We start from the raw sequence: 22,797 nt of genomic DNA, 5'->3' as shown, positions 1-22,797 counted from the left end.
GCGGACTTATGATTCCCTCCATTGCTGCGTCGCGTCTTGTGCCGGCCCGTTGTGGGCTGTCGGAGGGCGCCGTTTCCCCGCAGGGAGTCGTCATGAGCACCTGTCTCAACCTCGACGGCAACGAAGCCGCCGCACGGATGGCCTATCTCGGCAGCGAGGTGATCGCCATCTACCCGATTACTCCGTCCTCCAGCATGGGCGAATGGGCCGACGAATGGGCGGCCCAGGGCAAGCCCAACCTGTGGGGCGTGGTGCCGAAGATCATCGAGATGCAGTCGGAAGGCGGTGCGGCCGGCGCGCTGCACGGAGCGCTGACCTCCGGCGCGCTGGGCACCAGCTTCACCGCCAGCCAGGGCCTGCTGCTGTTCATCCCCAACCTCTACAAGATGGCCGGTGAGCTGACGCCCTTCGTGCTGCATGTGGCGGCGCGGGCGGTGGCGACCCACGCGCTGTCGATCTTCGGCGACCACTCCGACGTGATGGCCTGCCGTGCCACCGGTTGCGCGCTGCTGGCCAGCAACTCGGTTCAGGAGGCCCAGGACATGGCGCTGATCGCCCAGGCGGCGACCCTCGCCGGGCGCATCCCAGTGATCCATTTCTTCGACGGCTTCCGTACTTCCCACGAGGTTGCCAAGATCGTCGCCGTCGAGCCGGACGCGGTGCGGGCGATGATCGATGACAGCTTGGTGGCCGCCCACCGGGCCCGTGCGCTGTCGCCGGAGCATCCGGTGATCCGCGGTACGGCGCAGAACCCGGACGTGTTCTTCCAGTCCCGCGAGCGGGCCAATCCCTATTACGACGCCTTCTCCGGCCTTGTGCAGGACGCGATGGACCGTTTTGCCGGGCTGACCGGCCGGCGCTACAGCCTGTGTGACTACGTCGGCGCGCCCGATGCGGAAAGGGTGGTGGTGGTGATGGGATCGGCTGCGGAGACCGCCGAAGAGACCGTCGAGCACCTGCTGGCCCGCGGCGAGAAGGTCGGCGTGCTCAAGCTGCGCCTGTACCGGCCGTTTCCGGCGGCGGCATTGCTGGAAGCCTTGCCTGCCAGCGTGAAGGCCATCGCCGTGCTGGACCGCTGCAAGGAACCCGGTTCTGACGGCGAACCCCTGTTCAAGGACGTGATGACCGCCTGCGCGGAAGCCGCGGCCGACGGCCTGCGCCCGATGCCGCGGGTGATCGGCGGCCGCTATGGCTTGGCCAGCAAAGAGTTCACGCCGGGCATGGCCAAGGCGGTGTTCGATGAGCTGGCTGCGACAGCGCCGAAGCGTCGCTTCACCGTCGGCATCGTGGACGACCTCACGCACCTGTCGCTGCCGTGGGACGCGGATTTCCGCACCGACGCGTCCCGCCGCCTGCAGCATGCGGTGTTCTGGGGCCTGGGCGCGGATGGCACGGTGTCGGCCAACAAGAACTCGATCAAGATCGTCGGCGAGGCCACCAAGCTGCAGGCCCAGGGCTATTTCGTCTACGACTCGAAAAAGTCCGGTGCGGTGACGGTGTCGCACCTGCGCTTCGGGCCGGCGGCGATCCGCTCCAGCTACTTGGTGGAGGCGGGCATGGCGGGCTTCGTGGCCTGCCACCAGACGGTCTTCGTGGAGCGCTACGACCTGCTCGCCCACGCGGCGCCGGGTGGCGTCTTCCTGCTCAACACGCCGGAGCCGGCGGACGCGGTGTGGTCCAGCCTGCCGGCGGCGATGCGTGCCGGCATTCTTGCCCGCGGCCTGCGCCTGTGGGTGATCGACGCCTACCGGGTGGCCCAGGAAAGTGGCATGGGGCGGCGCATCAACACCATCATGCAAACCTGCTTCTTCGCCATCTCCGGCATCCTGGCGCGGGAGCAGGCCATCCCGGCGATCAAAAAAGCGGTGGACAAGACCTACGGCCGCAAGAGCCGGCGCCTGGCCGACCTCAACCACAAGGCCATCGACGTGACTTTGGCCAATCTGCACGAAGTGCCCTTCGTCGGCCTGCATGGCGACGGCGACACGAGTCGGCCGGCGATGACCGCGGCCGTGCCCGACTTCGTGCGCGACATCACGCTGCCGATCTACCGCGGTGAGGGCAATCGCCTGCCGGTGTCGGCGATGCCGGCGGACGGCACTTTCCCGAGCGGCACCGCACAGTTCGAGAAGCGCAACATCGCGCTGGAAATCCCGGTGTGGGAGCCGGACCTGTGCACCCAGTGCGGCAAGTGCGTGTTCGTCTGCCCGCACGCGGCGATCCGCGCCCGGGCCTTCCCGGTCGAGGTGGCTGTCGATGCGCCGCCGACGTTCAAGCATGTGCCGGCCAAGAGCAAAGACTTCCCCGCTGGCACCCACATCAGCTACCAGGTGGCGCCGGAGGATTGCACCGGCTGCGGCGATTGCGTCGAAGCCTGCCCGATCCACGACAAGTCCAATGTCAGCCGGCTGGCGGTGAACATGGCAACCCAGGCGCCACTGCGCGAGCAGGAGCGGGCCAACTTCGATTTCTTCCTGAAGCTGCCGGAATTCGACCGCAGCCAGCTCAAGCAGGCCACCATCCCCGGCGCGATGCTGCTCGATCCGCTGTTCGAGTTCTCCGGCGCCTGCGCCGGCTGCGGCGAGACGCCCTACATCCGCCTCGCTACCCAGCTGTTCGGCGACCGCATGCTGGTGGCCAATGCCACCGGCTGCTCGTCGATCTACGGCGCCAACCTGCCGACCACGCCTTACACCGTGAATGGCGCCGGGCGTGGGCCGGCCTGGTCCAATTCCCTGTTCGAGGACAACGCCGAGTTCGGTCTCGGCATGCGCCTGGCATCGGACCAGCTGATGGGCTACGCGCAGAGCCTGGTGAAAGAGCTGGCGTCAATCATCGGCGGCGATCTGGCGGAAGCGCTGGTGTCCGCCGATCAGCGCCAGGAGGTCGGCCTGCGTGCCCAGCGGGAGCGGGTCGCCCAGCTGCGCCAAGCACTGGCGGGCAGCGCCCATCCACGCGCGAAGGAGCTGGCTTCCCTCGCCGAATGGCTGATCCGCCGCTCGGTGTGGATCATCGGCGGTGACGGCTGGGCCTACGACATCGGTTATGGCGGCCTCGACCACGTGCTGGCGCTGAACTACGACGTGAACGTGCTGGTCCTCGACACCGAGGTTTATTCCAACACCGGCGGCCAGACCTCCAAGGCGACGCCGGTTGGTGCAGTGGCCAAGTTCTCTGCCGGTGGCAAGGCGACCGCCAAGAAGGACCTGGCCCGGCTGGCTTCCGATTACGGCCACGTGTACGTGGCGACGGTGGCCTACGGCGCGAAGGACGTGCACACGCTGCGGGCCTTCCACGAGGCCGAGTCCTATGCTGGCCCGTCGCTGATCGTCGCCTACAGCCCGTGCATCGCCCATGGCGTGGACCTGCTCTACAACCAGCATCAGCAGGACATGGCGGTGAAGTCCGGCCACTGGCCGCTGTTCCGTTACGACCCGCGGCTGGAGGAGGCCGGCGCCAACCCCTTCAAGCTCGACTCGGCGCCGCCGAGCCAGCCGATCAAGGCCTTCATGGATAGCGAAACCCGCTTTGCGATGCTTGCCCGCAGCCATCCGGAAGCGGCCGAGCGTCTGCTGGCGGAGGCCCAGAAGGAAGCCGACCGACGCTTCCAGACATACAAGGCGCTGGCCGAAGGGCATGCGGATGCCCCTAAGACGGGTGCCTGACGACGGAGATTTGCGATGCTCGACCTGACGACCGAATACCTTGGCCTCACGCTGAAGAACCCGCTGGTGCCGTCCGCCTCGCCGCTGGCGAAGCAACTCGATTCCCTGCTGCGCCTGGAGGACGCCGGTGCCGCGGCGGTGGTGCTGCATTCCCTCTTCGAGGAGGAGATCCTCGCCGAGGACGCGATGACCGACCGCTTCCTGCTGCACGCGGATTTCCATGACGGCGAATCGTCCGGCTTCCTGCCCGACCACGGCCAGTTTCAGGGCGCGCTGGAGCGTTATCTGGAGCACCTGCGGACGGTCAAGCAGCGCTTGTCCATCCCGGTCGTCGCCAGCCTCAACGGGGTGACGCCGTCCGGCTGGGTGGATCTCGGCCTGGCCCTGCAGGAGGCCGGTGCCGATGCGCTGGAGCTCAACGTCTATCACGTGGCGGCGGATCCGGCGGAGAGCGGCGATTCCGTCGAGGCCCGCTACGTGGCCCTGCTGGCCGAACTGCGCAGCATCGTGACGATTCCGGTGGTGATGAAGTTGCCGCCGTTCTTCTCGTCACTGCCGCATTTCGTGCGGCGGCTGGAGCTGGTCGGGGCGAGTGGCGTGGCGCTGTTCAACCGTTTCTTCCAGCCGGACATCGACCTGGACAGTCTGCGCATCGTCGATCAACTGCATCTGTCCGGCCGCGAGGAAGCGCTGCTACGCATCCGCTGGATCGCCATCCTGCGGGCCCAGACGCGGATGACGCTGGCGGCTACCGGCGGTGTGCACAGCGCCGACGAGGCGCTCAAGCTGCTGCTGGCCGGCGCCGACGTGGTGCATCTGGCGTCCTGCCTGCTGAACCACGGCCCCGAGCGCCTGCGCCAGATCCTGCAGGATATCGAAGCCTGGATGGTCGAGCGGGAATACCACTCCATCGCGCAGCTCAAAGGCAGCATGTGCCAGTCCAACCTGCGCGATCCGGACGCGGTGGCGCGGCGCAGCTACATCAAGGTGCTGGACAGCTTCACGCCGCGTGGGGGCGTGTGGCGTTGAGCGGCGTTGCGGCTACGGTCAGGGCTAGCGTGCCGGGGGCGTAGCACCGCTCGGGAGCGTGATGCCGGGCTGGTGCGGTATCTGTCGCCGATCTCGGGCGGTGGAGCGGCGGGGAGAACGGGCAAAAAAATGGCGGCCAAAAGGCCGCCAAAACAACGCTGCAACAGGGATCGGTACGTTTTTTACTTCTTACGGGCAGGCGGCACGTCGGTGCAGCTGCCGTGGGCGACTTCCGCGGCCATGCCGACGGTTTCGCCAAGGGTCGGGTGCGGGTGGATGGTCTTGCCGATATCCACGGCGTCGGCACCCATCTCGATGGCCAGGCACACTTCGCCGATCATGTCGCCGGCCGACGGGCCGACGATGGTGCCGCCGATGACCCGGTGGGTCTCCGCGTCGAAGATCAGCTTGGTGAAGCCGTAGTCGGCACCGTTGGCGATCGCGCGGCCGCTGGCGGCCCACGGGAACTTGGCGGTTTCGACCTTCTTGCCTTCGGCCTTGGCCTGGGCTTCGGTGTAGCCGACCCATGCCACTTCCGGATGGGTGTAGGCCACGCCCGGGATCACGGTGGCGTCGAAGGCGGCCTTGTGGCCGGCTGCGACTTCCGCCGCCACGTGGGCTTCATGCACCGCCTTGTGGGCGAGCATGGGCTGGCCGACGACGTCGCCGATGGCGAAGATGTTCGGCACGTTGGTGCGCATCTGCGCATCCACCGGGATGAAGCCGCGGTCGGTGACGATCACGCCGGCCTTGTCGGCGCCGATCTTCTTGCCATTGGGGGCACGGCCGGCGGACTGCAGGATCATGTCGTACTTGACCGGCTCCGGAGATACGCCTTCGCCCTCGAAGGTCACGTAGAGGCCGTCTTCCTTGGCATCCACGGCGACCGTCTTGGTCTTCAGCATGATCTTGTCGAAGCGGCTGGCGTTCTGCTTCTCCCATACCTTGACGGCATCGCGGTCCGGGCCCTGCATCAGGCCGTCCATCATTTCCACCACGTCGACGCGGGCGCCGAGGGTCGAATAGACGGTGGCCATTTCCAGACCGATGATGCCGCCGCCGATGACCAGCATCTTCTTCGGCACGAAGCGCAGTTCCAGCGCGCCGGTGGAGTCGACGATGCGCGGGTCGCGGGGGATGAAGGGCAGGTGCACCGCGGCGGAACCGGCGGCGATGATGCACTGCTTGAACTTCACGACCTTCTTGGCGCCGGTCTTGTCCTGGGCGTCGCCGGTGGTTTCCTCGACTTCGATGTGGTTCGGGTCGAGGAAGCTGCCGTAGCCGCGGATCACATCCACCTTGCGGCCCTTGGCCATGCCGGCCAGGCCACCGGTGAGCTTGCCGACGACCTTGTCCTTGTGGGCGCGCAGGGCGTCCACATCGACGGAGGGCTTGGCGAAGCTGACGCCGGCGACGGAGGCGTGCTCGGCCTCCTCGATCACCGCCGCCACGTGCAGCAGGGCCTTGGACGGGATGCAGCCGACGTTCAGGCACACGCCACCGAGGGTGGCGTAGCGCTCGATGATGGCGGTCTTGAGGCCCAGGTCGGCGGCGCGGAAGGCGGCCGAGTAGCCGCCGGGACCGGCGCCGAGGACGACCATGTCGTATTCGACGTCGGCCGCTCCGGCGTGGCTGGCGGCAGCCGGAGCGGCCACCGCTGCCGCGGCGGGCGCAGCGGCCGGAGCCGGTGCAGCGGCGGCTGCAGGAGCCGGGCTGGCGCCAGCGCCGTCGGCTTCGACGACGATCAGCACCTTGCCTTCGCCGACCCGGTCACCCAGGGCGACGCGGACTTCCTTGATCACGCCGGCGGCGGAGGACGGCACGTCCATCGTGGCCTTGTCGGATTCGAGCGTGGCGATGGCGTCGTCCACCTTGATGGTGTCGCCAACCTTCACGAACAGCTCGATGACCGGGACGTCGGAGAAATCGCCGATGTCCGGAACCTTGACTTCTACGAGGCTCATGGCGGTCTCCTTAGAGCATGACCCGACGGAAGTCGGCCAGCAGTTGGGCGAGGTACACGTTGAAGCGGGTCGCCAGGGCGCCGTCGATCACGCGGTGGTCGGCGGTCAGGGACATCGGCAGGGTCAGGCGCGGCACGAACTGCTTGCCGTCCCACACCGGCTTCATCACCGACTTGTTGACACCCAGGATGGCCACTTCCGGCGCATTGACGATCGGCGCGAAGTAGGTGCCGCCGATGCCGCCAAGGCTGGAGATGGTGAAGCAGGCACCGGACATGTCGGCCGGCTTCAGCTTGCCGTCACGGGCCAGCTTGGCCAGCGAACCGGTTTCGGCGGCGATGTCGAACACGCTCTTCTTGTCGGCGTCCTTCACCACCGGCACGACCAGGCCGTTGGGGGTGTCGGCTGCGAAGGCGATGTTGAAGTACTTCTTGTAGACCAGGTTGTCGCCGTCGAGCGAGGTGTTGAACTCGGGGAACTCCTGCAGCGCGCGGACCGATGCCTTGATGATGAAGGCGAGCATGGTCAGCTTCTTGCCGGACTTCTCGTACTCCTTGTTCATCAGGACGCGGAAGGCTTCCAGGTCGGTGATGTCGGCATCTTCGTGATAGGTCACGGCCGGGATCATCGCCCAGTTGCGGGCGAGGTTCTGGCCGGAGATCTTCTTGATGCGCGACAGCGGCTTGACCTCGACTTCGCCGAACTTGGCGAAATCGACCTTCGGCCACGGCAGCAGGTCGAGCCCGCCACCCAGGCTGCCGACGGCAGCGGCGGCGACGGCCTTGCCCGGGACGACGCCGGTGCTCATGGCGCCCTTCACGAAGGTGGTGACGTCGGCCTGCAGGATGCGGTTCTTCGGGCCGGTGGCCTTGACCTGGGCCAGATCGACGCCCAGTTCGCGGGCGAAGGCACGTACGGACGGGCTGGCGTGCACCTTGCCGCCGAGCTTGACGGCGGACGGGGCGGCGGCGGCAATGGCGGCCGCGGCGGCGACCGGAGCGGCCAGCGCCGGGGCGCCGTCCACCAGCAGGGCAGCGGCCGGAGTTGCCGCTGCGGCGACGGCGGCAGGGGACGGAGCCGGAGCGGCTGTGCCGGCACCGGTTTCGACCTTGATCAGCACGGCGCCTTCGGAGACCCGGCTGCCGAGCTGGACCAGCACTTCCTTCACCACGCCGGTGGCGGAGGAAGGCACGTCCATCGTGGCCTTGTCGGATTCCAGCGTGGCGATGGCGTCTTCAGCCTTGATGCTGTCGCCGACCTTCACGAACAGCTCGATGACGGGCACGTCGGAGAAGTCGCCGATGTCCGGCACCTTCACCTCGACCACGCCACCACCGGCGGCCGGCGCGGCAGCCGGAGCGGCGGCGGCGGGCGCCGCGGCAGGAGCGGGCGCCGGAGCCGGGGCCGCTGCAGCAGGGGCCGGAGCAGCCACCGCCGCCGCAGCGCCGGCGGCTTCGATCTTGATCAGCACGGCGCCTTCGGAGACGCGGTCGCCGAGGCTGACCAGCACTTCCTTGACGACGCCGGCGGCGGAGGACGGGACGTCCATCGTGGCCTTGTCGGATTCCAGCGTGGCGATGGCGTCGTCCACCTTGATGGTGTCACCGACCTTGACGAACAGTTCGATCACCGGCACGTCGGAGAAATCGCCGATGTCGGGGACTTTGACTTCGATGAGTTGGCTCATGTTTGTACTCCTCGGCGATCAGACGGACAGGGGGTTCGGCTTGGACGGGTCAAGGTTGTACTTGACCAGTGCGGCGGCAACCTTGTCGCGGTCGATCTTGCCTTCGTCGGCCAGGCCCTTGAGGGCGGCCAGGGTGACCCAGTGGCGGTCCACTTCGAAGAAGTGGCGCAGCTTCTCGCGGGTGTCGGAGCGGCCGAAACCGTCGGTGCCCAGCGTGATGTACGGGTTCTTGACGAAGGGACGGATCTGCTCGGCGAACAGCTTGATGTAGTCGGTGGCGGCGATGACCGGGCCGACGGCGCCTTCGAGCTTCTGTTCGACGTGGGACTTGCGCGGCGCTTCGAGCGGGTGCAGCAGGTTCCAGCGGCTGGCGTCCTGGCCGTCGCGGGCCAGTTCGTTGAAGCTCGGGCAGCCCCAGATGTCGGCCTCGACGCCCCAATCGTTCTTGAGCAGGTCGGCAGCGGCGATGACTTCGTTGAAGATCGTGCCGGAGCCCAGCAGCTGGACGCGCAGCGCGCCTTCGCCACCCTTACGGAAGGCGTACATCCCCTTGATGATGTCGGCTTCGGCACCCACCGGCATTTCCGGGTGCTCGTAGTTCTCGTTCATCACGGTGATGTAGTAGTAGACATCTTCCTGCTCGGCGAACATGCGGCGCAGGCCGTCCTGCACGACCACCGCGACTTCGTACTGGAAGGTCGGGTCGTAGCTGATGCAGTTGGGGATCATGTTGGCGAGGAGCTGGCTGTGGCCGTCCTCGTGCTGCAGGCCTTCGCCGTTCAGCGTGGTGCGGCCGGCGGTACCGCCGATCAGGAAGCCGCGGGTGCGCTGGTCAGCAGCCGCCCAGCACAGGTCCATGGTGCGCTGCAGGCCGAACATCGAGTAGAAGATGTAGAACGGGATCGTCTGCACGCCATGCACGCTGTAGGCGGTGCCGGCGGCGATCCAGTCGGCCATCGAGCCGGCTTCGTTGATGCCTTCCTGCAGAACCTGGCCGGTGACGCTTTCCTTGTAGAACATGAGCTGGTCATGGTCTTCCGGAACGTAGTTCTGGCCTTGCTGGTTCCAGATGCCGTACTGGCGGAACATGCCTTCCATGCCGAAGGTGCGGGACTCGTCGGGCACGATCGGGACGATGTTCTTGCCGATCTGCTTGTCCTTCAGCAGGGTGTTCATGATGCGCACGATGGCCATCGTGGTGGACAGCTCGCGGCCTTCGCCGGAGGCCTTCAGCAGCGCGCCGAAGGTGTCGAGGGCCGGCACCGGCAGCGCGTCGGCCTTGCGGCGGCGGCTGGGCAGGAAGCCGCCCAGTTCCATGCGGCGGTCGCGCATGTACTTGTATTCGGCGGAGTCTTCCGGGAACTTCAGGTAGGGCAGCTCGGCGAGCTGGTCGTCGGGCACCGGCAGGCCGAAGCGGTCGCGGAAGCGCTTGATCGACTCGATGTCGAGCTTCTTCTGCTGGTGGGAGATGTTCATCGCCTCACCGGACTGGCCCATGCCGAAGCCCTTGATGGTCTTGGCGAGGATCAGGGTCGGCTGGCCCTTGTGCTCGGAGGCGGCCTTGTAGGCGGAGAAGATCTTGAACAGATCGTGGCCGCCGCGGTTCAGTTGCCAGATGTCGTCGTCGGTCCAGTCGGCGACGAGTTCCTTCAGTTCGGGCGTGTTGAAGAAGTGCTCGCGGACGTAGGCGCCGTTCTTGGCCTTGAAGGTCTGATATTCGCCATCCACGCATTCCATCATGCGCTTCTTGAGGATGCCCTTGGTGTCGCGCTGCAGCAGGGCGTCCCAGTGGGTGCCCCAGATCAGCTTGATGACGTTCCAGCCGGCGCCGCGGAATTCGGCTTCCAGCTCCTGGATGATCTTGCCGTTGCCGCGCACCGGGCCGTCCAGGCGCTGCAGGTTGCAGTTGATCACGAAGATCAGGTTGTCCAGCTTCTCGCGGGCGGCCATGCCGATGGCGCCGAGGGACTCGACTTCGTCGGTCTCGCCGTCACCCAGGAAAGCCCACACCTTGCGCTGCTCGGCCTTGGCGGCGTCGATCAGGCCGCGGCTGGCGAGGTACTTCATGAAGCGCGCGGAGTAGATCGCACACAGGGGGCCGAGGCCCATGGAGACGGTGGGGAACTGCCAGAAGTCCGGCATCAGCCAGGGGTGCGGGTAGGACGAGATGCCCTGGCCGTCGGTTTCCTGGCGGAAGTTGTCCATCTGCTCGTCGGACAGGCGGCCGAGCATGTAGGCGCGGGAGTAGACGCCCGGCACCGAGTGGCCCTGGAAGAAGATCAGGTCGCCACCGCTTTCGTGGTCGACGCTCTTCCAGAAGTGGGAGAAACCGACGTCATAGAGGGCTGCGGCCGAAGCGAACGAGGCGATGTGGCCGCCCACGTTGGTGTGCTTGTTGGCGCGCACGACCATGGCCATGGCATTCCAGCGGATATAGGAATGGAGCTTGATCTCCATGTCCGGATCACCCGGGTACTTGGGCTGCTGGTCGGCCGGAATGGTGTTGATGTACTGGGTGTTGGCGGAGTAGGGGATGTCGATCCCTTCTTCACGTCCGGCTTCGATCAGCTTCTCGATCAGGAAGTGAGCCCGCTCGGAGCCCTCCTGAGCGACGACTGCTTCGAGTGCGTCCAGCCATTCCTTGGTTTCCTGGGCATCGATGTCAGCCAGGATGTTTTGCGTATTCGCGGCCATGGTCTTGTCTCCTCATGACTTGCGGGTTGTGGATAGCCGTCGCGGGTGGCGACAGCGGGGCTTCACTGCAAACCTGCGCGGACCGGATCGCGGTCCTGATTTTTCGCAATATAAAACGAACTATCGCAATGTGCAATAAGGGCGAACTTCTACTCTGAGTAAATTTTTGTTTTTTTGACCGGTGGCGGGCTGCGGTGGACGGACTGCGGGCGCGACTGCGCCCGTGCGGAACGACGGTGGGGTGGATTGGCGAGGAGCGGGAACGCGGACATCAGAGGGTGTGTCCGCAAGGCTTAGCGCCAGCCGGGCCCGAAGGCCTCGGCCGGCGAAGCTTCGTTCGACGGATTGAGGAAAAAAAACGGCCGGGGGCGAGGGAGGGAGGGAGAAAACCCCCGGCCGCTTGCGGAAATGGGTGTTCCGCGTGGCGGGATCATTTGTGAAACGCGTCCCGCTTCCGGTCTTCGTCGTAGGCGAAGACCACTTGTCTGTTACGTACTTCCCCCATGACCGGGATGCGCGTCGAGTCGATGGACTCGTGGTCGGTCTTGGAGAAGGGGCGATCATATACCATGACGATGCCCTCTACAGGTTCCTTCAGCGATTCCAGCGCCTCCCGCAGGCGGTGCCCTTCGGTGCTACGCGCCTGGCGGATGGCGGTGGCGAGGAGCAGCATGGAGTCATAACCCTGGGCGGCTGCCGGCGGCACCGGAATGCGTTCCACGCCGAAGGCCTTGCGGTAGCGTTCGATGAAGCGTTTGCGCCGCGGCGTCTCGCCTTCCTGGATGAAGGTCTGCGGCATGCGGGTGCCCTCAGCGTTGGGGCCTGCGTTGTCGATGAAGTTCGACATGGCCAGCGCCCAACTGCCGACCAGCGGCACCTTCCAGCCGATCCGCACCATGCCGTTGGCAAGGTGGGCGAGCTCGGGGCCGAGGCCGTAGGTGAGGATGCCTTCGGCGCCGGCGGTGCGGGCGCGGGTCAGCTGCGGTGTCATGTCCACGTCGCGGATGTTGAAGCGCTCGATGACGACCGGCTTGATGCCGTGGCGTTCGAGGGCGCGCTCCAGGTCCTCGCGGCCGAGCTGGCCATAATTGGTGCTGTCGTGGAAGATCGCCAGCTTGTGCAGGTGGCGCCGCTCGACCGCCTCCTCGACGATCATCGCGGCCTGGATGGCGTCCGGCGCTGACACGCGGAAGATGTAGTTGTCCGGGTACTGGGGCGGCAGGAACTGCTTGGTGATGATCGAGCCAGTGGCCACCGAGGTGATCATCGGGATGTGGGCCTGCTGATAGAAGCGCTGGCTGGCCAGTGCGACGCCGGTATTGACGATGCCAAGACCGGCGATCACGCGTTCCCGGTTGATCAACTCCTGGACGACCAGGGCGCCGCGCTCGGGGAGGGCTTCGTCATCCCGTTCGATCAGCTGTATCGGCCGGCCGAGGATGCCGCCGCCTTCGTTGATCTCCTGCGCGGCCAGGCGGATGCCGTCGCGCATCGCGATGCCCATCGGATTCGAGCCACCGGTGAAGGGGCCGGACACGCCAACCTTGATCGGCTCGACGGCGCTGGCGCACAGCGCGGTCAGGCTGAAGGCGACGATGCCGGCCAGGCGCACGATTCGAAGCAAGGGTGTCTCCGCCTGTCGTTGTAGGTGTTGTTGCAAGTCGCTGCGGATGAACGTCGCAAGCTATTCCGTCGCCTGGGGGGCGGGTATTGGTGAAAACCCGTAGCCTCCGGCCCGTCGTGCCTGGAGGGACAAGGGCTGCCCGGTTAGGGTAAGCCCGGATGCCCGGCCCTGGCGGACCCTAGCAGGATGAAAGGCAAATGCCGAACAAGTCTCGATCTTCCGCGCTGCCCCGTGCCGACTGGTACTGGACGGCGCCTTACATTGCCGTGCTGGTGTTCGCGCTGGCCATGCTGGTCATCGTGTGGACGCTGCAGCACCAGGAACGTGAGACCCAGAGCAACGCGCTGGCGCGCGACGTGCAGTGGGCCGAACAGACGATGCGCCTGCACATGCAGGGCACCGAGGAGTTCCTGTCCCAGCTGTCCCGCGAGCTGGCGGCGGGCACGCTGGATGCCGACGCCTTCCAGGTGCGGGCCAACCAGCACATCGCCAACAATCCCGAGCTGGTCAACGTGGTGTGGGTGGCCGGCGGGCAGCGCGTCAAATGGACGGCGCCTTTCGATACTACTGACTGGCTGGCCGGCGATGCGCTGTCGGCCACCCAGGCGGCGGTGCTGGCGCGGGCCTGGGACGTCGGGCGGCCGGTATATGGCGAGGCCTATGTGAACGGCCGCAACATGGCGGTGCTGGAAGTCTATGTACCGGTGCAGCAGGGGCGGACCCCGCTGGGTGCGATCATCGCGGTGTATTCCATCGAGCGCATGGTCACGCACCTGGTGCCGAGCTGGTTTGGCGAGAAGTACCGCCTGGCCTTCACCGGCCCGGAGGGCGAAGTGCTGGGCATGAACTCGGCGGCCCATCCCCTCGACGAGAGCCTGGCCTTCTCGGTGGAACTCGATCCGCCGGGCAACGGCCTGTCCCTGCAGGCGACGGCCTACCATGTGGCCAGCGATCTGCCGAAGGGCTTTCCGATCATTGTCATCGTCGGGCTGTCGGTGTTCGTGTTGTGGAGCCTGTGGCTGCTGCGCGCCCACATGCGCCGCCGCGTGCGCGTGGAGAAGGAGCGGGACCGCCTCTTCAACCTGTCCCTCGATATGCTGGCGATTCTCAGCCTCGACGGGGAGTTCCGGCGCAGCAATCCGGCCTTCGAGCGGATCCTCGGCCATCGCCCGGACGACTTGCCCGGGCGCTCCTTCCTCGACTTCATCCACGCCGAGGACGTGGCCGAGACCATCGAGCACCTGCGCAGCCTCGCCTCGGGCACGCCGGGCGCCTTCGAGAACCGCTGCCGCTGCGCCGACGGCACCTACAAGTGGCTGGCCTGGAGCGTCAACTCGGTGCCCGAGGAGAAGCTGATGTACGCCGTCGCCCACGACATCACCGGGCGCAAGGCGGCAGAGGAGGCGCTGCGCGCCGAGTACGCCTTCCGCCAGGCGATGGAGGAATCCCTGGTCACCGGCCTGCGCGCCATCGATCTGAATGGCGAGATCATCTACGTGAACCCGGCCTTCTGCCGCATGACCGGCTGGTCGCGGGAGGAACTGGTCGGCTCGCGGGCGCCTTTCCCCTACTGGCCGAAGGACAGCTACGACCCGCTGCAGCGCAACCTCGAACTGACCCTCGCCGGCAACGCGCCGAACACCGGCTTCGAGATGCGTATCCGGCGCAAGAACGGGCAGCGCCTGGACACCCGCTTCTACCTGTCGCCACTGATCGACGGGGAAGGGCGGCAGACCGGCTGGATGGCGTCGATCACCGACATCTCCGAACCGAAGCGGGTGCGCGCCGAACTGGAAGCGGCCCACGAGCGTTTCGTCGCGGTGCTCGACGGCCTCGATGCGGCGGTGTACGTGGCCGACGCGGCCAGCGACGAGATCCTCTTCGCCAACCGAGCCTTCAAGAGCATTTACGGCTTCGACGCTGTCGGCCAGCGGGTCGGGAGCTACGGCCTGCCGACGCCGCCGGATACCCAGTGGTACGACGTGGACCCGCGTCGCCTGACGCTGGACCACGTGCCCCGCGAACTGTATGACGGCGAGCTGCGCAACACGCTGTCGGGGCGTTGGTACCACATCCGCGAGCGCGCCATCCGCTGGGTGGACGCCCGCGTGGTGCGCATGGCGATCGCCACCGACGTCACCGACCGCAAACGAGTGGATGAGGAGAACCGCGCCCAGCAGGAGCGCCTGCAGCGCACCTCGCGCCTGATCACGATGGGCGAGATGGCGTCCACGCTGGCTCACGAACTCAACCAGCCGTTGGCCGCCATCGCCAATTACTCGATGGGCTGCGTCAATCGGCTGCAGTCCGGGGAATACCGGCGCGAGGACATCCTCACCGCGATGCAGAAGGCCAGCGCACAGGCAGAGCGGGCCGGCAAGATCATCCGCCGCGTGCGCGAGTTCGTACGCAAGAGCGAGCCGCGCCGCGCGCCGGTGTCCCTGGCGGGCATCGTGGACGACGCGATCGGCTTCCTCGAGGTGGACGCCCGCCGCCACGGCGCGCAGGTCTTGAACCAGCTGCCGCACGACCTGCCGCAGGTGTTCGTCGACGCGGTGATGGTCGAGCAGGTGGTGCTCAACCTGGTCAAGAACGGCATCGAAGCGATGCGTGACACGCCGGCCGAAGAACGCGTGCTGATCGTGTCAGCCCACTGTGTAGAGCACGAGCAGGTGGAGGTGGAGATCGCCGACCACGGCCCCGGGCTGTCCGATGAGGCGCGGGAGCGGCTGTTCACGCCCTTCTACACCACCAAGTCGGAAGGCATGGGCATGGGGCTCAACATCTGCCGTTCCATCGTCGAATTCCACGAAGGGCGTCTATGGGTAGACGCCAACCCCGCGGGAGGATGTATCTTCCGCTTCACTTTGCCTCTGGAGACCATCCGTGAAACCGCCAGCCTCGACGCCTGAACAGATCATCTACCTGGTGGATGACGACGAAGCCCTGCGCGATTCCCTGGTCTGGCTGCTCGAATCGCAGGGTTTCAAGGTCGAGGCCTTCGCGTCCGCCGAGTACTTCCTGCGCGCCTGGCGGCCGGAGTTCAACGGCTGCCTGCTGCTCGACGTGCGCATGCCCGGCATGAGCGGGCTGGAGCTGCACGAGCGCCTGCGCGCCCAGTACTGCACGCTGCCGATCATCTTCATCACCGGCCATGGCGACGTGCCGATGGCGGTGGCCGCCCTCAAGAAAGGCGCGGTGGATTTCATCGAGAAGCCGTTCAACGATGCCGAGCTGCTGCGCCTCGTCACCCAGTGCCTGGCCAAGGAGCAGGAAAGCCGCGCCCGCCGCCGCCAGGATGCGGAGGTGGCGCGCCGCCTTGACCAGCTCACCCAGCGGGAGCGCGAGGTGCTTGAGCTGATCATCGCCGGCAAGCTCAACAAGCAGATCGCCGACGTGCTGGGGATCAGCATCAAGACCGTCGAAGTCCATCGCGCCCGCGTGATGGAAAAGATGGCCGCCCAGTCCCTGGCTGAGCTGGTGCAGAACGTGATGGCCATCGAGGTGAACCGGGCCTGAGTGTTGCCGGGGGCAGGGCAGGCATGCCGTGGCCGCTGCCGTCTGCAAGCGCCTGCGATCCCACGGGATGCTTCCACGCTTGCCCGCCCCCGTGACGCCTTACGCAGCCATTCAAAACCCGAATTCGCCCTCTGTGCAAGCCATGGTAAACTCACGGGTTTTTCCTGAGGGGCAGCGGCATGACGGCTCGCATTATCGATGGCAACGCGCTTTCCGCGAAACTGCGCGGAGAACTCGCCGCGAAGGCGGCTGAACTGACCGCCCAGGGCACCCAGCCCTGTCTCGCGGTAATCCTGGTGGGGGGCGATCCGGCCTCCGCCGTGTACGTCCGCAACAAGGTGGCCGGCTGCGAGAAGGCCGGCATCAAGTCCCTCAAGTTCGAATACCCGCAGGATGCCGCGCCGGCCGACGTGCTGGGCAAGATCGCCGAGCTCAACGCCGACCCGTCGGTGCATGGCATCCTGGTGCAGTTGCCGCTGCCGAAGCACTTCGACGAGAAGGCCGTGCTTGAGGCCATTTCCGTCGAGAAGGACGTGGACGGCTTCCACGCCGAGAACGTCGGCCGCCTGTCCCAGGGGCAGGAAGCCTTCGTGCCGTGCACACCGAACGGCGTGATGGAGATGCTGAAGAGCATCGACATGCCGCTGCGTGGCGCCGAGGCCGTGGTCATCGGCCGCTCCAACATCGTCGGCAAGCCGATGGCGATGCTGCTCACCGCCGTCGGCGCCACCGTCACCGTGTGCCATTCGGGCACCCGCGACCTGAACTTCCACACCCGCCGCGCCGACATCCTGGTGGCGGCCATCGGCAAGCCGAAGTTCGTCACCGGCGACATGGTCAAGCCCGGCGCGGTCGTCATCGACGTGGGCATCAACCGTCTGCCTGATGGAAAGCTGTGCGGCGACGTCGATTTCGAATCCGCCAAGGACGTGGCCGGCGCGATCACCCCGGTGCCCGGCGGCGTCGGCCCCATGACCATCACCATGCTGCTCGCCAACACCGTCGAGTCGGCAACCCGCGCAGCCCGGAAGGCCTGAACAATGAGCGAGCAACAACCCGTCATCGGCATCGTCATGGGCTCCAATTCCGATTGGCCCACCATGCAGGCCGCCGCCAAGGTGCTGAAGGATTTCGGCGTGCCCTTCGAGGCCCGCGTGGTCTCCGCCCACCGCACCCCCGACCTGATGTTCGAATATGCGGAACAAGCGAGTGCGCGGGGCCTGCGGGCGATCATTGCCGGTGCCGGCGGTGCGGCCCACCTGCCGGGCATGATCGCCGCCAAGACGACAGTGCCCGTGCTGGGCGTGCCGGTGCAATCGAAGGCACTGTCGGGCAAGGATTCGCTGCTGTCCATCGTGCAGATGCCGAAGGGCATTCCGGTCGCCACCTTCGCCATCGGCGAGGCGGGTGCCGCCAACGCGGGCCTGTTCGCGGTGGCACTGCTGGCCGGTACCGATGTGGCGCTGGCTGAAAAGCTCGATGCCTTCCGCGCCGAGCAGACCGCCAGCGTACTGGCAATGACCCTCGACCCTGTCTGATTTCGCAGGATAGAAACGATGATTCTTCCGCCCGCCACCCTCGGCATGCTCGGCGGCGGCCAGCTCGGCCGCTTCTTCGTTGCTGCGGCCCACGAGATGGGCTACAAGGTGTGGGTCCTCGACCCGGATCCCCACAGCCCGGCCGGCTTGATCGCCGACCGCCACCTGCAGGCTGGTTACGACGATTTCACGGCCCTCGACCAGCTCGCCGAAGCCTGCGCCGCGGTGACCACCGAGTTCGAGAACGTGCCGGCGGCGACCCTCGACTACCTGGCCAAGTTCGTGCCGGTTCGTCCCGGCGCGGCGGCGGTGGCGGTGTGCCAGAACCGCATCGCGGAAAAATCCTTCCTGCGCGACAACGGACTGCCCCACGGGCCGTTCGCGGTGATCCAGGCGGAAGCCGACATCGCCGCGGCGGATGCCGGCCTCTACCCGGCAATCCTCAAGGTGGCGCGTTTCGGCTACGACGGCAAGGGCCAGGCCCGCGTCGCCAATGCTGCCGAGGCGCTGGCCGCGTTCCGCCAGTTCAAGGGCGAGCCCTGCGTGCTGGAACGCATGCTGAGCCTCGACTACGAAGTGTCGGTGGTGCTGGCCCGTGACGAGCACGGAACGGTCAAATGCTTCCCGACCGTCGAGAACCAGCACAGTCGCGGCATCCTCGACGTGTCCATCGCGCCGGCGCGGACTTCTGCCTGCCAGCGGGATTCGGCCCAGGAGTACGCCGAACGCATCGCCGAGCGGCTGGGCTTCATCGGCACGCTGGCGGTGGAGTTCTTCGTGTCCCGCGGCGAGCTTTACGTAAACGAAATGGCACCGCGCCCGCACAACAGCGGCCACCACACCATCGACGCCTGCGTGACCAGTCAGTACGAGCAGCAGGTCCGCGCGCTATGTGGTTTGCCCCTTGGCGAGGCACGCCAGCACAGCGCATCGGTGATGGTGAACCTGCTCGGCGAGCTGTGGTACGACGGTGGTTCGCCGCAAGGCCGCTACCGGGAGCCGGACTGGACCCTGCTGCACGCCGTGCCCGGTCTGCGCCTGCATCTGTATGCCAAGCACCAGGCCCGCCACGGCCGCAAGATGGGCCATTTCACGGTGGTCGGCGACGATTCCGCCGAGGTGCTGGCCAAGGCCATGGCGGCCCGCGCGGCCATCGGCATCCGCGACGAGTAAGCAGCAATGGTGATGGGCGATGATATCCGGCGCGCAGTCGAACTGCTGCGCCAGGGCGAACTGGTCGCCCTGCCGACCGAGACGGTCTATGGCCTCGGCGCCGATGCACTGAACCCCGACGCGGCGGCGCGGATCTTCGCCGCCAAGGGCCGTCCGGCCGACCATCCGCTGATCGTCCATCTGCCCGACGCGGAACAGCTCACCACCTGGGCGCGCGACATTCCGAAGGAAGCCATCGCGCTGGCCCGCGCCTTCTGGCCCGGGCCGCTGACCCTGATCCTGAAGAAGGAGGAGGGCGTGCCCGACGTGGTCACCGGCGGACAGGACACCGTCGGCCTGCGCGTGCCCAATCATCCGGTGGCGCTGGAATTGCTGCGCGCCTTCGGCTCCGGCATCGCAGCGCCGTCGGCCAACCGTTTCGGACGGATCAGCCCGACCACCGCCGAGCATGTGCGGCAGGAACTGGGCGATCGCGTAGCCATGATCCTCGACGGCGGTGCCTGTGAGGTCGGCCTGGAATCCACGATCCTCGACCTGTCGCGGGACGTGCCGGTAATCCTGCGTCCGGGCGCCATCGGCGTGGATGACATCGCCCGCGTCATCGGCCGCCGTCCGCGGCTGCGCGGCGAGGAAGCCCAGCCCGATGCCGCGCCCCGCGTTTCTGGCGCTTTGGCTGCCCACTACGCGCCGCGGACGCCGCTGGAACTGGTGCTGGCGGAGAGCATTCCCGCTCGACTGCAGGCCGGTGATGCAGTGCTGGCTCGCCGTCCGGCGCCGGTGGATCTGCCGGCTGAAGTGATCTGGATCGCGGCACCCGCCGACCCAGCCGGCTATGGCCATGATCTGTATGCGGCGCTGCGCAGCCTCGATGAGTCACCGGCCGTCCGCATCCTTGTCGAAGCCTTGCCGGACGAGGCGGTGTGGGGGGCGGTGATTGATCGCCTCGGGCGTGCGGCGGTGGGGTCGGGCGAAGACGACGAAACCTGAACGTACGCGAAGTATTTGCATCTGCACCCAAGTTCGCTATAATGCGCGCTTCGCGTGGGCCGATAGCTCAGCTGGGAGAGCGCCGCGTTCGCAATGCGGAGGTCGTGAGTTCGATCCTCATTCGGTCCACCAAAGTTTCAAAGAGTGCCAACAAGTCTTGCTTGCTGGCACTTCAAATCAGCAGCACCCCGTGGAGGGGTTCCCGAGCGGTCAAAGGGATCAGACTGTAAATCTGACGGCACTGCCTTCGAAGGTTCGAATCCTTCCCCCTCCACCACTCGAATTCATAAAAAGGCCCAAGCGTAAGCTTGGGCCTTTTTGCTGTGCGTAGCACGGTGCCGTGCTTTGGCGCGGGGAAGTGGAAAAGGGCGTGCTAACCCGAGGCACCAGCCTTCGCCTTGCGTTCCACGCAGCGGGCGAGCACGTCCAGTGCATCCAGGTGCAGGTCGCCGCGGGGAAACACACGGCAGGCGAGGACGACGCCGGAGCCTTCCTCGCGCTCGCTGACGAAGGCTCGGCTCATCTTCCGGATTTCATACTGGCCGTGGGTGATGCGCACCTTGCAGATGCCGCAGCCGCCACCGCGGCAGCCAACGGGAATGCCCTTGCGGCCGAGGACTTCCATGGCCCGCAGGATGTCCTGGCTCTCGGCGCAGGTGTAGCGCTCGTCGGTATTGGCGAGATGAATGGAATGGCGTTCAGCCATGGTCTCCTCCGTATGGATGGTTGCCGGGACGCTCTTCTTGGTGGAGCCTTTCCCGTCGCCGGTGTGCCGGGGCTGCAGGGGCCCGACGCCGGATGTTCATGTGGCGGCCGGGGAGGGCCGCCACATCGTTGGATCCTGGGAGCGCGGGGTCAGCGCCCCAGATCCTTCGCCGTCTGCCCGGCGATGCCCCAGTTGGTCTTGGGCACTTCCGAGATCCAGACGCGGATCGCTTCCTTCGGCGCGCCGGTGGCTTCCACCAGCGCCTGGCTGACCTTCTCGATGACGGCCCGCTTCTGCTCTTCGTTGCGGCCTTCGATCATGTAGATTTGTGCGAACGGCATTGCTGTCTTCCTTTTCTCGGTGGGTGGGGTCAAACGAAGCGCAGGGTCGTGGCGCCCATGCCGTGGACCCGCAGCGTGACGGTGTCGCCCGCTGCCACGGCCACGGCCTCGGTGATGCCGCCGGAGAGCACGACGGCGCCGGCGGGGATTTCCTCGCCGTGGTTCGCCAGGTGGTTGGCGAGCATCGCCACGGCAGAGGCCGGGTTGCCCAGCACTGCGGCGCCGACGCCCATTGCGACGGGCTCGCCGTTCTTCTCCATGACGACGCCGAGGGTGGCCAGGTCGATGCCGGTCGCTGCCGTCGGTACGCCGCCAACCACGAAGCGGCTGGCCGACGTGTTGTCGGCGATCACGCTCTTCAGGTCGAACTTGAAGTCGCGGTAGCGGCTGTCGATCACTTCGACGCCCGGCAGCAGATACTCGGTGGCGGCCAGCACTGCGCCCACGTGGCAGCCGGGGCCGCGCAGGGCATGCTTGAGCACGAAGGCGATTTCCGGCTCGACCTTCGGGTGGATTAGCTCGGCGACCTTCACTTCGCCGCAGTCGGGCACCACGTAGTCGTCGGTCATGAAGCCGAACACCGGGCTGGTGACGCCCATCTGCTTCATCTTGGCGTGGGAGGTGAGGCCGGCCTTCAGGCCGATCACGCGGCGGCCGCGCCCGAGCTTGCGGCGGAGGATTTCCCGCTGGATCGCGTAGGCATCGTCCCAGTCCATGTCCGGATGCTGGTCGGTGATCTTTGGCGTGTCGCGGGCTTCCAGCTGGCAGTTTTCCAGGTGTTCGGCCAACTGGGCGATGGTCTTGGTATCGAGCTTCATACGGTCAGCCCCCGCTCCCGCGCCATCGTGATGGCCGTGTCTTCGATCATGTCCTCCTGCCCGCCGACCATGCCGCGGCGGCCCAGTTCGACCAGGATGTCGCGGGCCGGCACGCCGTACTTCTTGGAGGCGCGCTTGGCGAACAGCAGGAAGGAGCCATACACGCCGGCGTAGCCGAGGGTCAGCGCATCCCGGTCGATGCGGATCGGGAAGTCCATGATCGGCACCACCAGGTCTTCGGCGACGTCGGTGATCTTGGCCACGTCCACACCGGTCTCGATGCCCATCAGGCTGCACACCGCGATCAGCACTTCCATCGGCGTGTTGCCGGCCCCGGCGCCCAGGCCGGCGGCGGCCGCGTCGATGCGCGTGGCGCCCACTTCGATGGCGGCGATGCTGTTGGCCACGCCCATCGCCAGATTGTGGTGGCCGTGGAAACCCAGTTCGGTCTCCGGCTTCAGCGCTTCACGCACCGCGCTGAGGCGGGCCTTGACGGTTTCGGGCAGCAGGTGGCCGGCCGAGTCGGTCACGTAGATGCAGTTGGCGCCGTAGCTCTCCATCAGCTTGGCCTGCTTGACCAGCCCTTCGGGGCTGTTCATGTGGGCCATCATCAGGAAGCCGACGGTGTCCATGTCGAGCTTGCGGGCCATCGTGATGTGCTGTTCGGACACATCGGCCTCGGTGCAGTGGGTGGCGACGCGGATCGTGGAGACGCCCAGTTCCTTGGCCATCTTCAGGTGATCGACGGTGCCGATGCCCGGCAAGAGCAGCGCCGAGACCTTGGCCTGCTTCATCAGCGGGATGACGGTGGACAGGTATTCCTCGTCGGTGTGGGCCGGGAAGCCGTAGTTCACCGAGCTGCCGCCCAGGCCGTCGCCGTGGGTAACTTCGATCAGCGGCACGCCGGCGGCGTCGAGGCCGGTGGCGATGCTCTTCATCTGCTCCAGGCTCATCAGGTGACGCTTGGGGTGCATGCCGTCCCGCAGGGTCATGTCATGCACAGTGACGGCCCCTCGGCTGCCGGTTACGGCCGCCGATCCCCCGAGGGGATC

Annotated in this window: 16 protein-coding genes and 2 tRNA genes; 10 read left to right on the top strand and 8 right to left on the bottom strand. The window is 66.6% G+C overall.

The genetic code is table 11. The features are described 5' to 3' along the window. Nucleotides 1–92 precede the first annotated feature (92 nt). The gene (gene nifJ / locus AC3QL2_RS03165; RefSeq protein ID WP_493233938.1) at nucleotides 93–3,665 is read left to right on the top strand and encodes a pyruvate:ferredoxin (flavodoxin) oxidoreductase; all 3,573 of its coding nucleotides are present in this window, start codon (nucleotides 93–95) and stop codon (nucleotides 3,663–3,665) included. A gap of 15 nt (nucleotides 3,666–3,680) precedes the next feature. Beyond that, nucleotides 3,681–4,694 carry a dihydroorotate dehydrogenase-like protein gene (locus AC3QL2_RS03160; protein WP_493233936.1) on the top strand — a complete coding sequence of 338 codons (1,014 nt, stop codon included), beginning with the start codon at nucleotides 3,681–3,683 and terminating at the stop codon, nucleotides 4,692–4,694. Between the two features lie 182 nt (nucleotides 4,695–4,876). Here the strand turns inward: AC3QL2_RS03160 and lpdA are convergent, their stop codons facing one another. The 4 genes from lpdA to AC3QL2_RS03140 all read right to left on the bottom strand — a co-directional run bounded on the left by lpdA (nucleotide 4,877) and on the right by AC3QL2_RS03140 (nucleotide 12,663). Continuing rightward, nucleotides 4,877–6,658 (bottom strand): dihydrolipoyl dehydrogenase, encoded by a 1,782-nt coding sequence (gene lpdA / locus AC3QL2_RS03155; RefSeq protein ID WP_493233934.1) that lies wholly within the window; start codon nucleotides 6,656–6,658, stop codon nucleotides 4,877–4,879. 10 nt (nucleotides 6,659–6,668) lie between these two features. Then, nucleotides 6,669–8,345, bottom strand: a complete 1,677-nt coding sequence (gene aceF / locus AC3QL2_RS03150; RefSeq protein WP_493233932.1) for a dihydrolipoyllysine-residue acetyltransferase — start codon at nucleotides 8,343–8,345, stop codon at nucleotides 6,669–6,671. An 18-nt stretch (nucleotides 8,346–8,363) separates the two neighbouring features. Next, nucleotides 8,364–11,039, bottom strand: coding sequence for a pyruvate dehydrogenase (acetyl-transferring), homodimeric type (gene aceE / locus AC3QL2_RS03145; RefSeq protein ID WP_493233930.1), 2,676 nt, complete (start codon nucleotides 11,037–11,039; stop codon nucleotides 8,364–8,366). Nucleotides 11,040–11,469: 430 nt separating this feature from the next. Further along, nucleotides 11,470–12,663 (bottom strand): ABC transporter substrate-binding protein, encoded by a 1,194-nt coding sequence (locus tag AC3QL2_RS03140; protein ID WP_493233928.1) that lies wholly within the window; start codon nucleotides 12,661–12,663, stop codon nucleotides 11,470–11,472. Between the two features lie 197 nt (nucleotides 12,664–12,860). Here AC3QL2_RS03140 and AC3QL2_RS03135 point away from each other — a divergent pair, with 197 nt between their 5' ends. From AC3QL2_RS03135 to AC3QL2_RS03100, 8 genes are all read left to right on the top strand, one after another. Further along, complete coding sequence (locus tag AC3QL2_RS03135) at nucleotides 12,861–15,575, top strand: PAS domain S-box protein (RefSeq protein WP_493233926.1); 2,715 nt, start codon at nucleotides 12,861–12,863, stop codon at nucleotides 15,573–15,575. Beyond that, nucleotides 15,550–16,182: a response regulator transcription factor gene (locus AC3QL2_RS03130; protein WP_493233924.1), complete on the top strand. Its 633-nt coding sequence runs from the start codon at nucleotides 15,550–15,552 to the stop codon at nucleotides 16,180–16,182. Before AC3QL2_RS03135 ends, AC3QL2_RS03130 begins: the two co-directional genes overlap by 26 nt. A 179-nt stretch (nucleotides 16,183–16,361) precedes the next feature. Beyond that, the gene (gene folD, locus AC3QL2_RS03125) at nucleotides 16,362–17,219 is read left to right on the top strand and encodes a bifunctional methylenetetrahydrofolate dehydrogenase/methenyltetrahydrofolate cyclohydrolase FolD (protein ID WP_493233922.1); all 858 of its coding nucleotides are present in this window, start codon (nucleotides 16,362–16,364) and stop codon (nucleotides 17,217–17,219) included. A gap of 3 nt (nucleotides 17,220–17,222) precedes the next feature. Further along, complete coding sequence (gene purE, locus AC3QL2_RS03120; RefSeq protein ID WP_493233920.1) at nucleotides 17,223–17,720, top strand: 5-(carboxyamino)imidazole ribonucleotide mutase; 498 nt, start codon at nucleotides 17,223–17,225, stop codon at nucleotides 17,718–17,720. An 18-nt stretch (nucleotides 17,721–17,738) separates the two neighbouring features. Beyond that, entirely contained in the window at nucleotides 17,739–18,893 is a 1,155-nt protein-coding gene (locus AC3QL2_RS03115; protein ID WP_493233918.1) for a 5-(carboxyamino)imidazole ribonucleotide synthase, read from the top strand. Nucleotides 18,894–18,905: 12 nt separating this feature from the next. Continuing rightward, nucleotides 18,906–19,880, top strand: a complete 975-nt coding sequence (locus tag AC3QL2_RS03110; RefSeq protein WP_493233916.1) for an L-threonylcarbamoyladenylate synthase — start codon at nucleotides 18,906–18,908, stop codon at nucleotides 19,878–19,880. A gap of 56 nt (nucleotides 19,881–19,936) precedes the next feature. Beyond that, nucleotides 19,937–20,012: transfer RNA gene (locus tag AC3QL2_RS03105), tRNA-Ala, on the top strand. A gap of 60 nt (nucleotides 20,013–20,072) precedes the next feature. Beyond that, nucleotides 20,073–20,157 (top strand) — tRNA-Tyr (locus AC3QL2_RS03100). Nucleotides 20,158–20,253: 96 nt separating this feature from the next. On the opposite strand, the gene AC3QL2_RS03095 is transcribed toward AC3QL2_RS03100, so the two are convergent. From AC3QL2_RS03095 to dmpG, 4 genes are all read right to left on the bottom strand, one after another. Next, the gene (locus tag AC3QL2_RS03095) at nucleotides 20,254–20,586 is read right to left on the bottom strand and encodes a 2Fe-2S iron-sulfur cluster-binding protein (protein ID WP_493233914.1); all 333 of its coding nucleotides are present in this window, start codon (nucleotides 20,584–20,586) and stop codon (nucleotides 20,254–20,256) included. A 149-nt stretch (nucleotides 20,587–20,735) separates the two neighbouring features. Beyond that, nucleotides 20,736–20,927, bottom strand: a complete 192-nt coding sequence (gene thmT / locus AC3QL2_RS03090) for a 2-hydroxymuconate tautomerase (RefSeq protein WP_254051019.1) — start codon at nucleotides 20,925–20,927, stop codon at nucleotides 20,736–20,738. Nucleotides 20,928–20,956: 29 nt separating this feature from the next. Further along, complete coding sequence (gene dmpH, locus AC3QL2_RS03085) at nucleotides 20,957–21,745, bottom strand: 2-oxo-3-hexenedioate decarboxylase (RefSeq protein WP_493233912.1); 789 nt, start codon at nucleotides 21,743–21,745, stop codon at nucleotides 20,957–20,959. Continuing rightward, nucleotides 21,742–22,737 (bottom strand): 4-hydroxy-2-oxovalerate aldolase, encoded by a 996-nt coding sequence (dmpG, locus tag AC3QL2_RS03080; RefSeq protein WP_493240411.1) that lies wholly within the window; start codon nucleotides 22,735–22,737, stop codon nucleotides 21,742–21,744. The genes dmpH and dmpG overlap by 4 nt, the downstream gene beginning before the upstream one ends. Nucleotides 22,738–22,797 lie beyond the last annotated feature (60 nt).

This window comes from Zoogloea sp. GW822-FHT05C07 (genome assembly GCF_058800215.1).
The sequence above is the reverse complement of the archived record's forward strand: the minus strand, read 5'-3'. Positions and strand labels throughout refer to the sequence as shown.

What these genes read in the sequence shown, in the direction of transcription:
- aceE (WP_493233930.1), bottom strand. Translation starts at nt 11,039, where the DNA reads ATGGCCGCGAATACGCAAAACATCCTGGCTGACATCGATGCCCAGGAA.
- AC3QL2_RS03110 (WP_493233916.1), top strand. Translation starts at nt 18,906, where the DNA reads ATGGGCGATGATATCCGGCGCGCAGTCGAACTGCTGCGCCAGGGCGAA.
- aceF (WP_493233932.1), bottom strand. Translation starts at nt 8,345, where the DNA reads ATGAGCCAACTCATCGAAGTCAAAGTCCCCGACATCGGCGATTTCTCC.
- purE (WP_493233920.1), top strand. Translation starts at nt 17,223, where the DNA reads ATGAGCGAGCAACAACCCGTCATCGGCATCGTCATGGGCTCCAATTCC.
- AC3QL2_RS03095 (WP_493233914.1), bottom strand. Translation starts at nt 20,586, where the DNA reads ATGGCTGAACGCCATTCCATTCATCTCGCCAATACCGACGAGCGCTAC.
- nifJ (WP_493233938.1), top strand. Translation starts at nt 93, where the DNA reads ATGAGCACCTGTCTCAACCTCGACGGCAACGAAGCCGCCGCACGGATG.
- AC3QL2_RS03135 (WP_493233926.1), top strand. Translation starts at nt 12,861, where the DNA reads ATGCCGAACAAGTCTCGATCTTCCGCGCTGCCCCGTGCCGACTGGTAC.
- lpdA (WP_493233934.1), bottom strand. Translation starts at nt 6,658, where the DNA reads ATGAGCCTCGTAGAAGTCAAGGTTCCGGACATCGGCGATTTCTCCGAC.
- folD (WP_493233922.1), top strand. Translation starts at nt 16,362, where the DNA reads ATGACGGCTCGCATTATCGATGGCAACGCGCTTTCCGCGAAACTGCGC.
- thmT (WP_254051019.1), bottom strand. Translation starts at nt 20,927, where the DNA reads ATGCCGTTCGCACAAATCTACATGATCGAAGGCCGCAACGAAGAGCAG.
- dmpG (WP_493240411.1), bottom strand. Translation starts at nt 22,737, where the DNA reads ATGACCCTGCGGGACGGCATGCACCCCAAGCGTCACCTGATGAGCCTG.
- AC3QL2_RS03160 (WP_493233936.1), top strand. Translation starts at nt 3,681, where the DNA reads ATGCTCGACCTGACGACCGAATACCTTGGCCTCACGCTGAAGAACCCG.
- dmpH (WP_493233912.1), bottom strand. Translation starts at nt 21,745, where the DNA reads ATGAAGCTCGATACCAAGACCATCGCCCAGTTGGCCGAACACCTGGAA.
- AC3QL2_RS03115 (WP_493233918.1), top strand. Translation starts at nt 17,739, where the DNA reads ATGATTCTTCCGCCCGCCACCCTCGGCATGCTCGGCGGCGGCCAGCTC.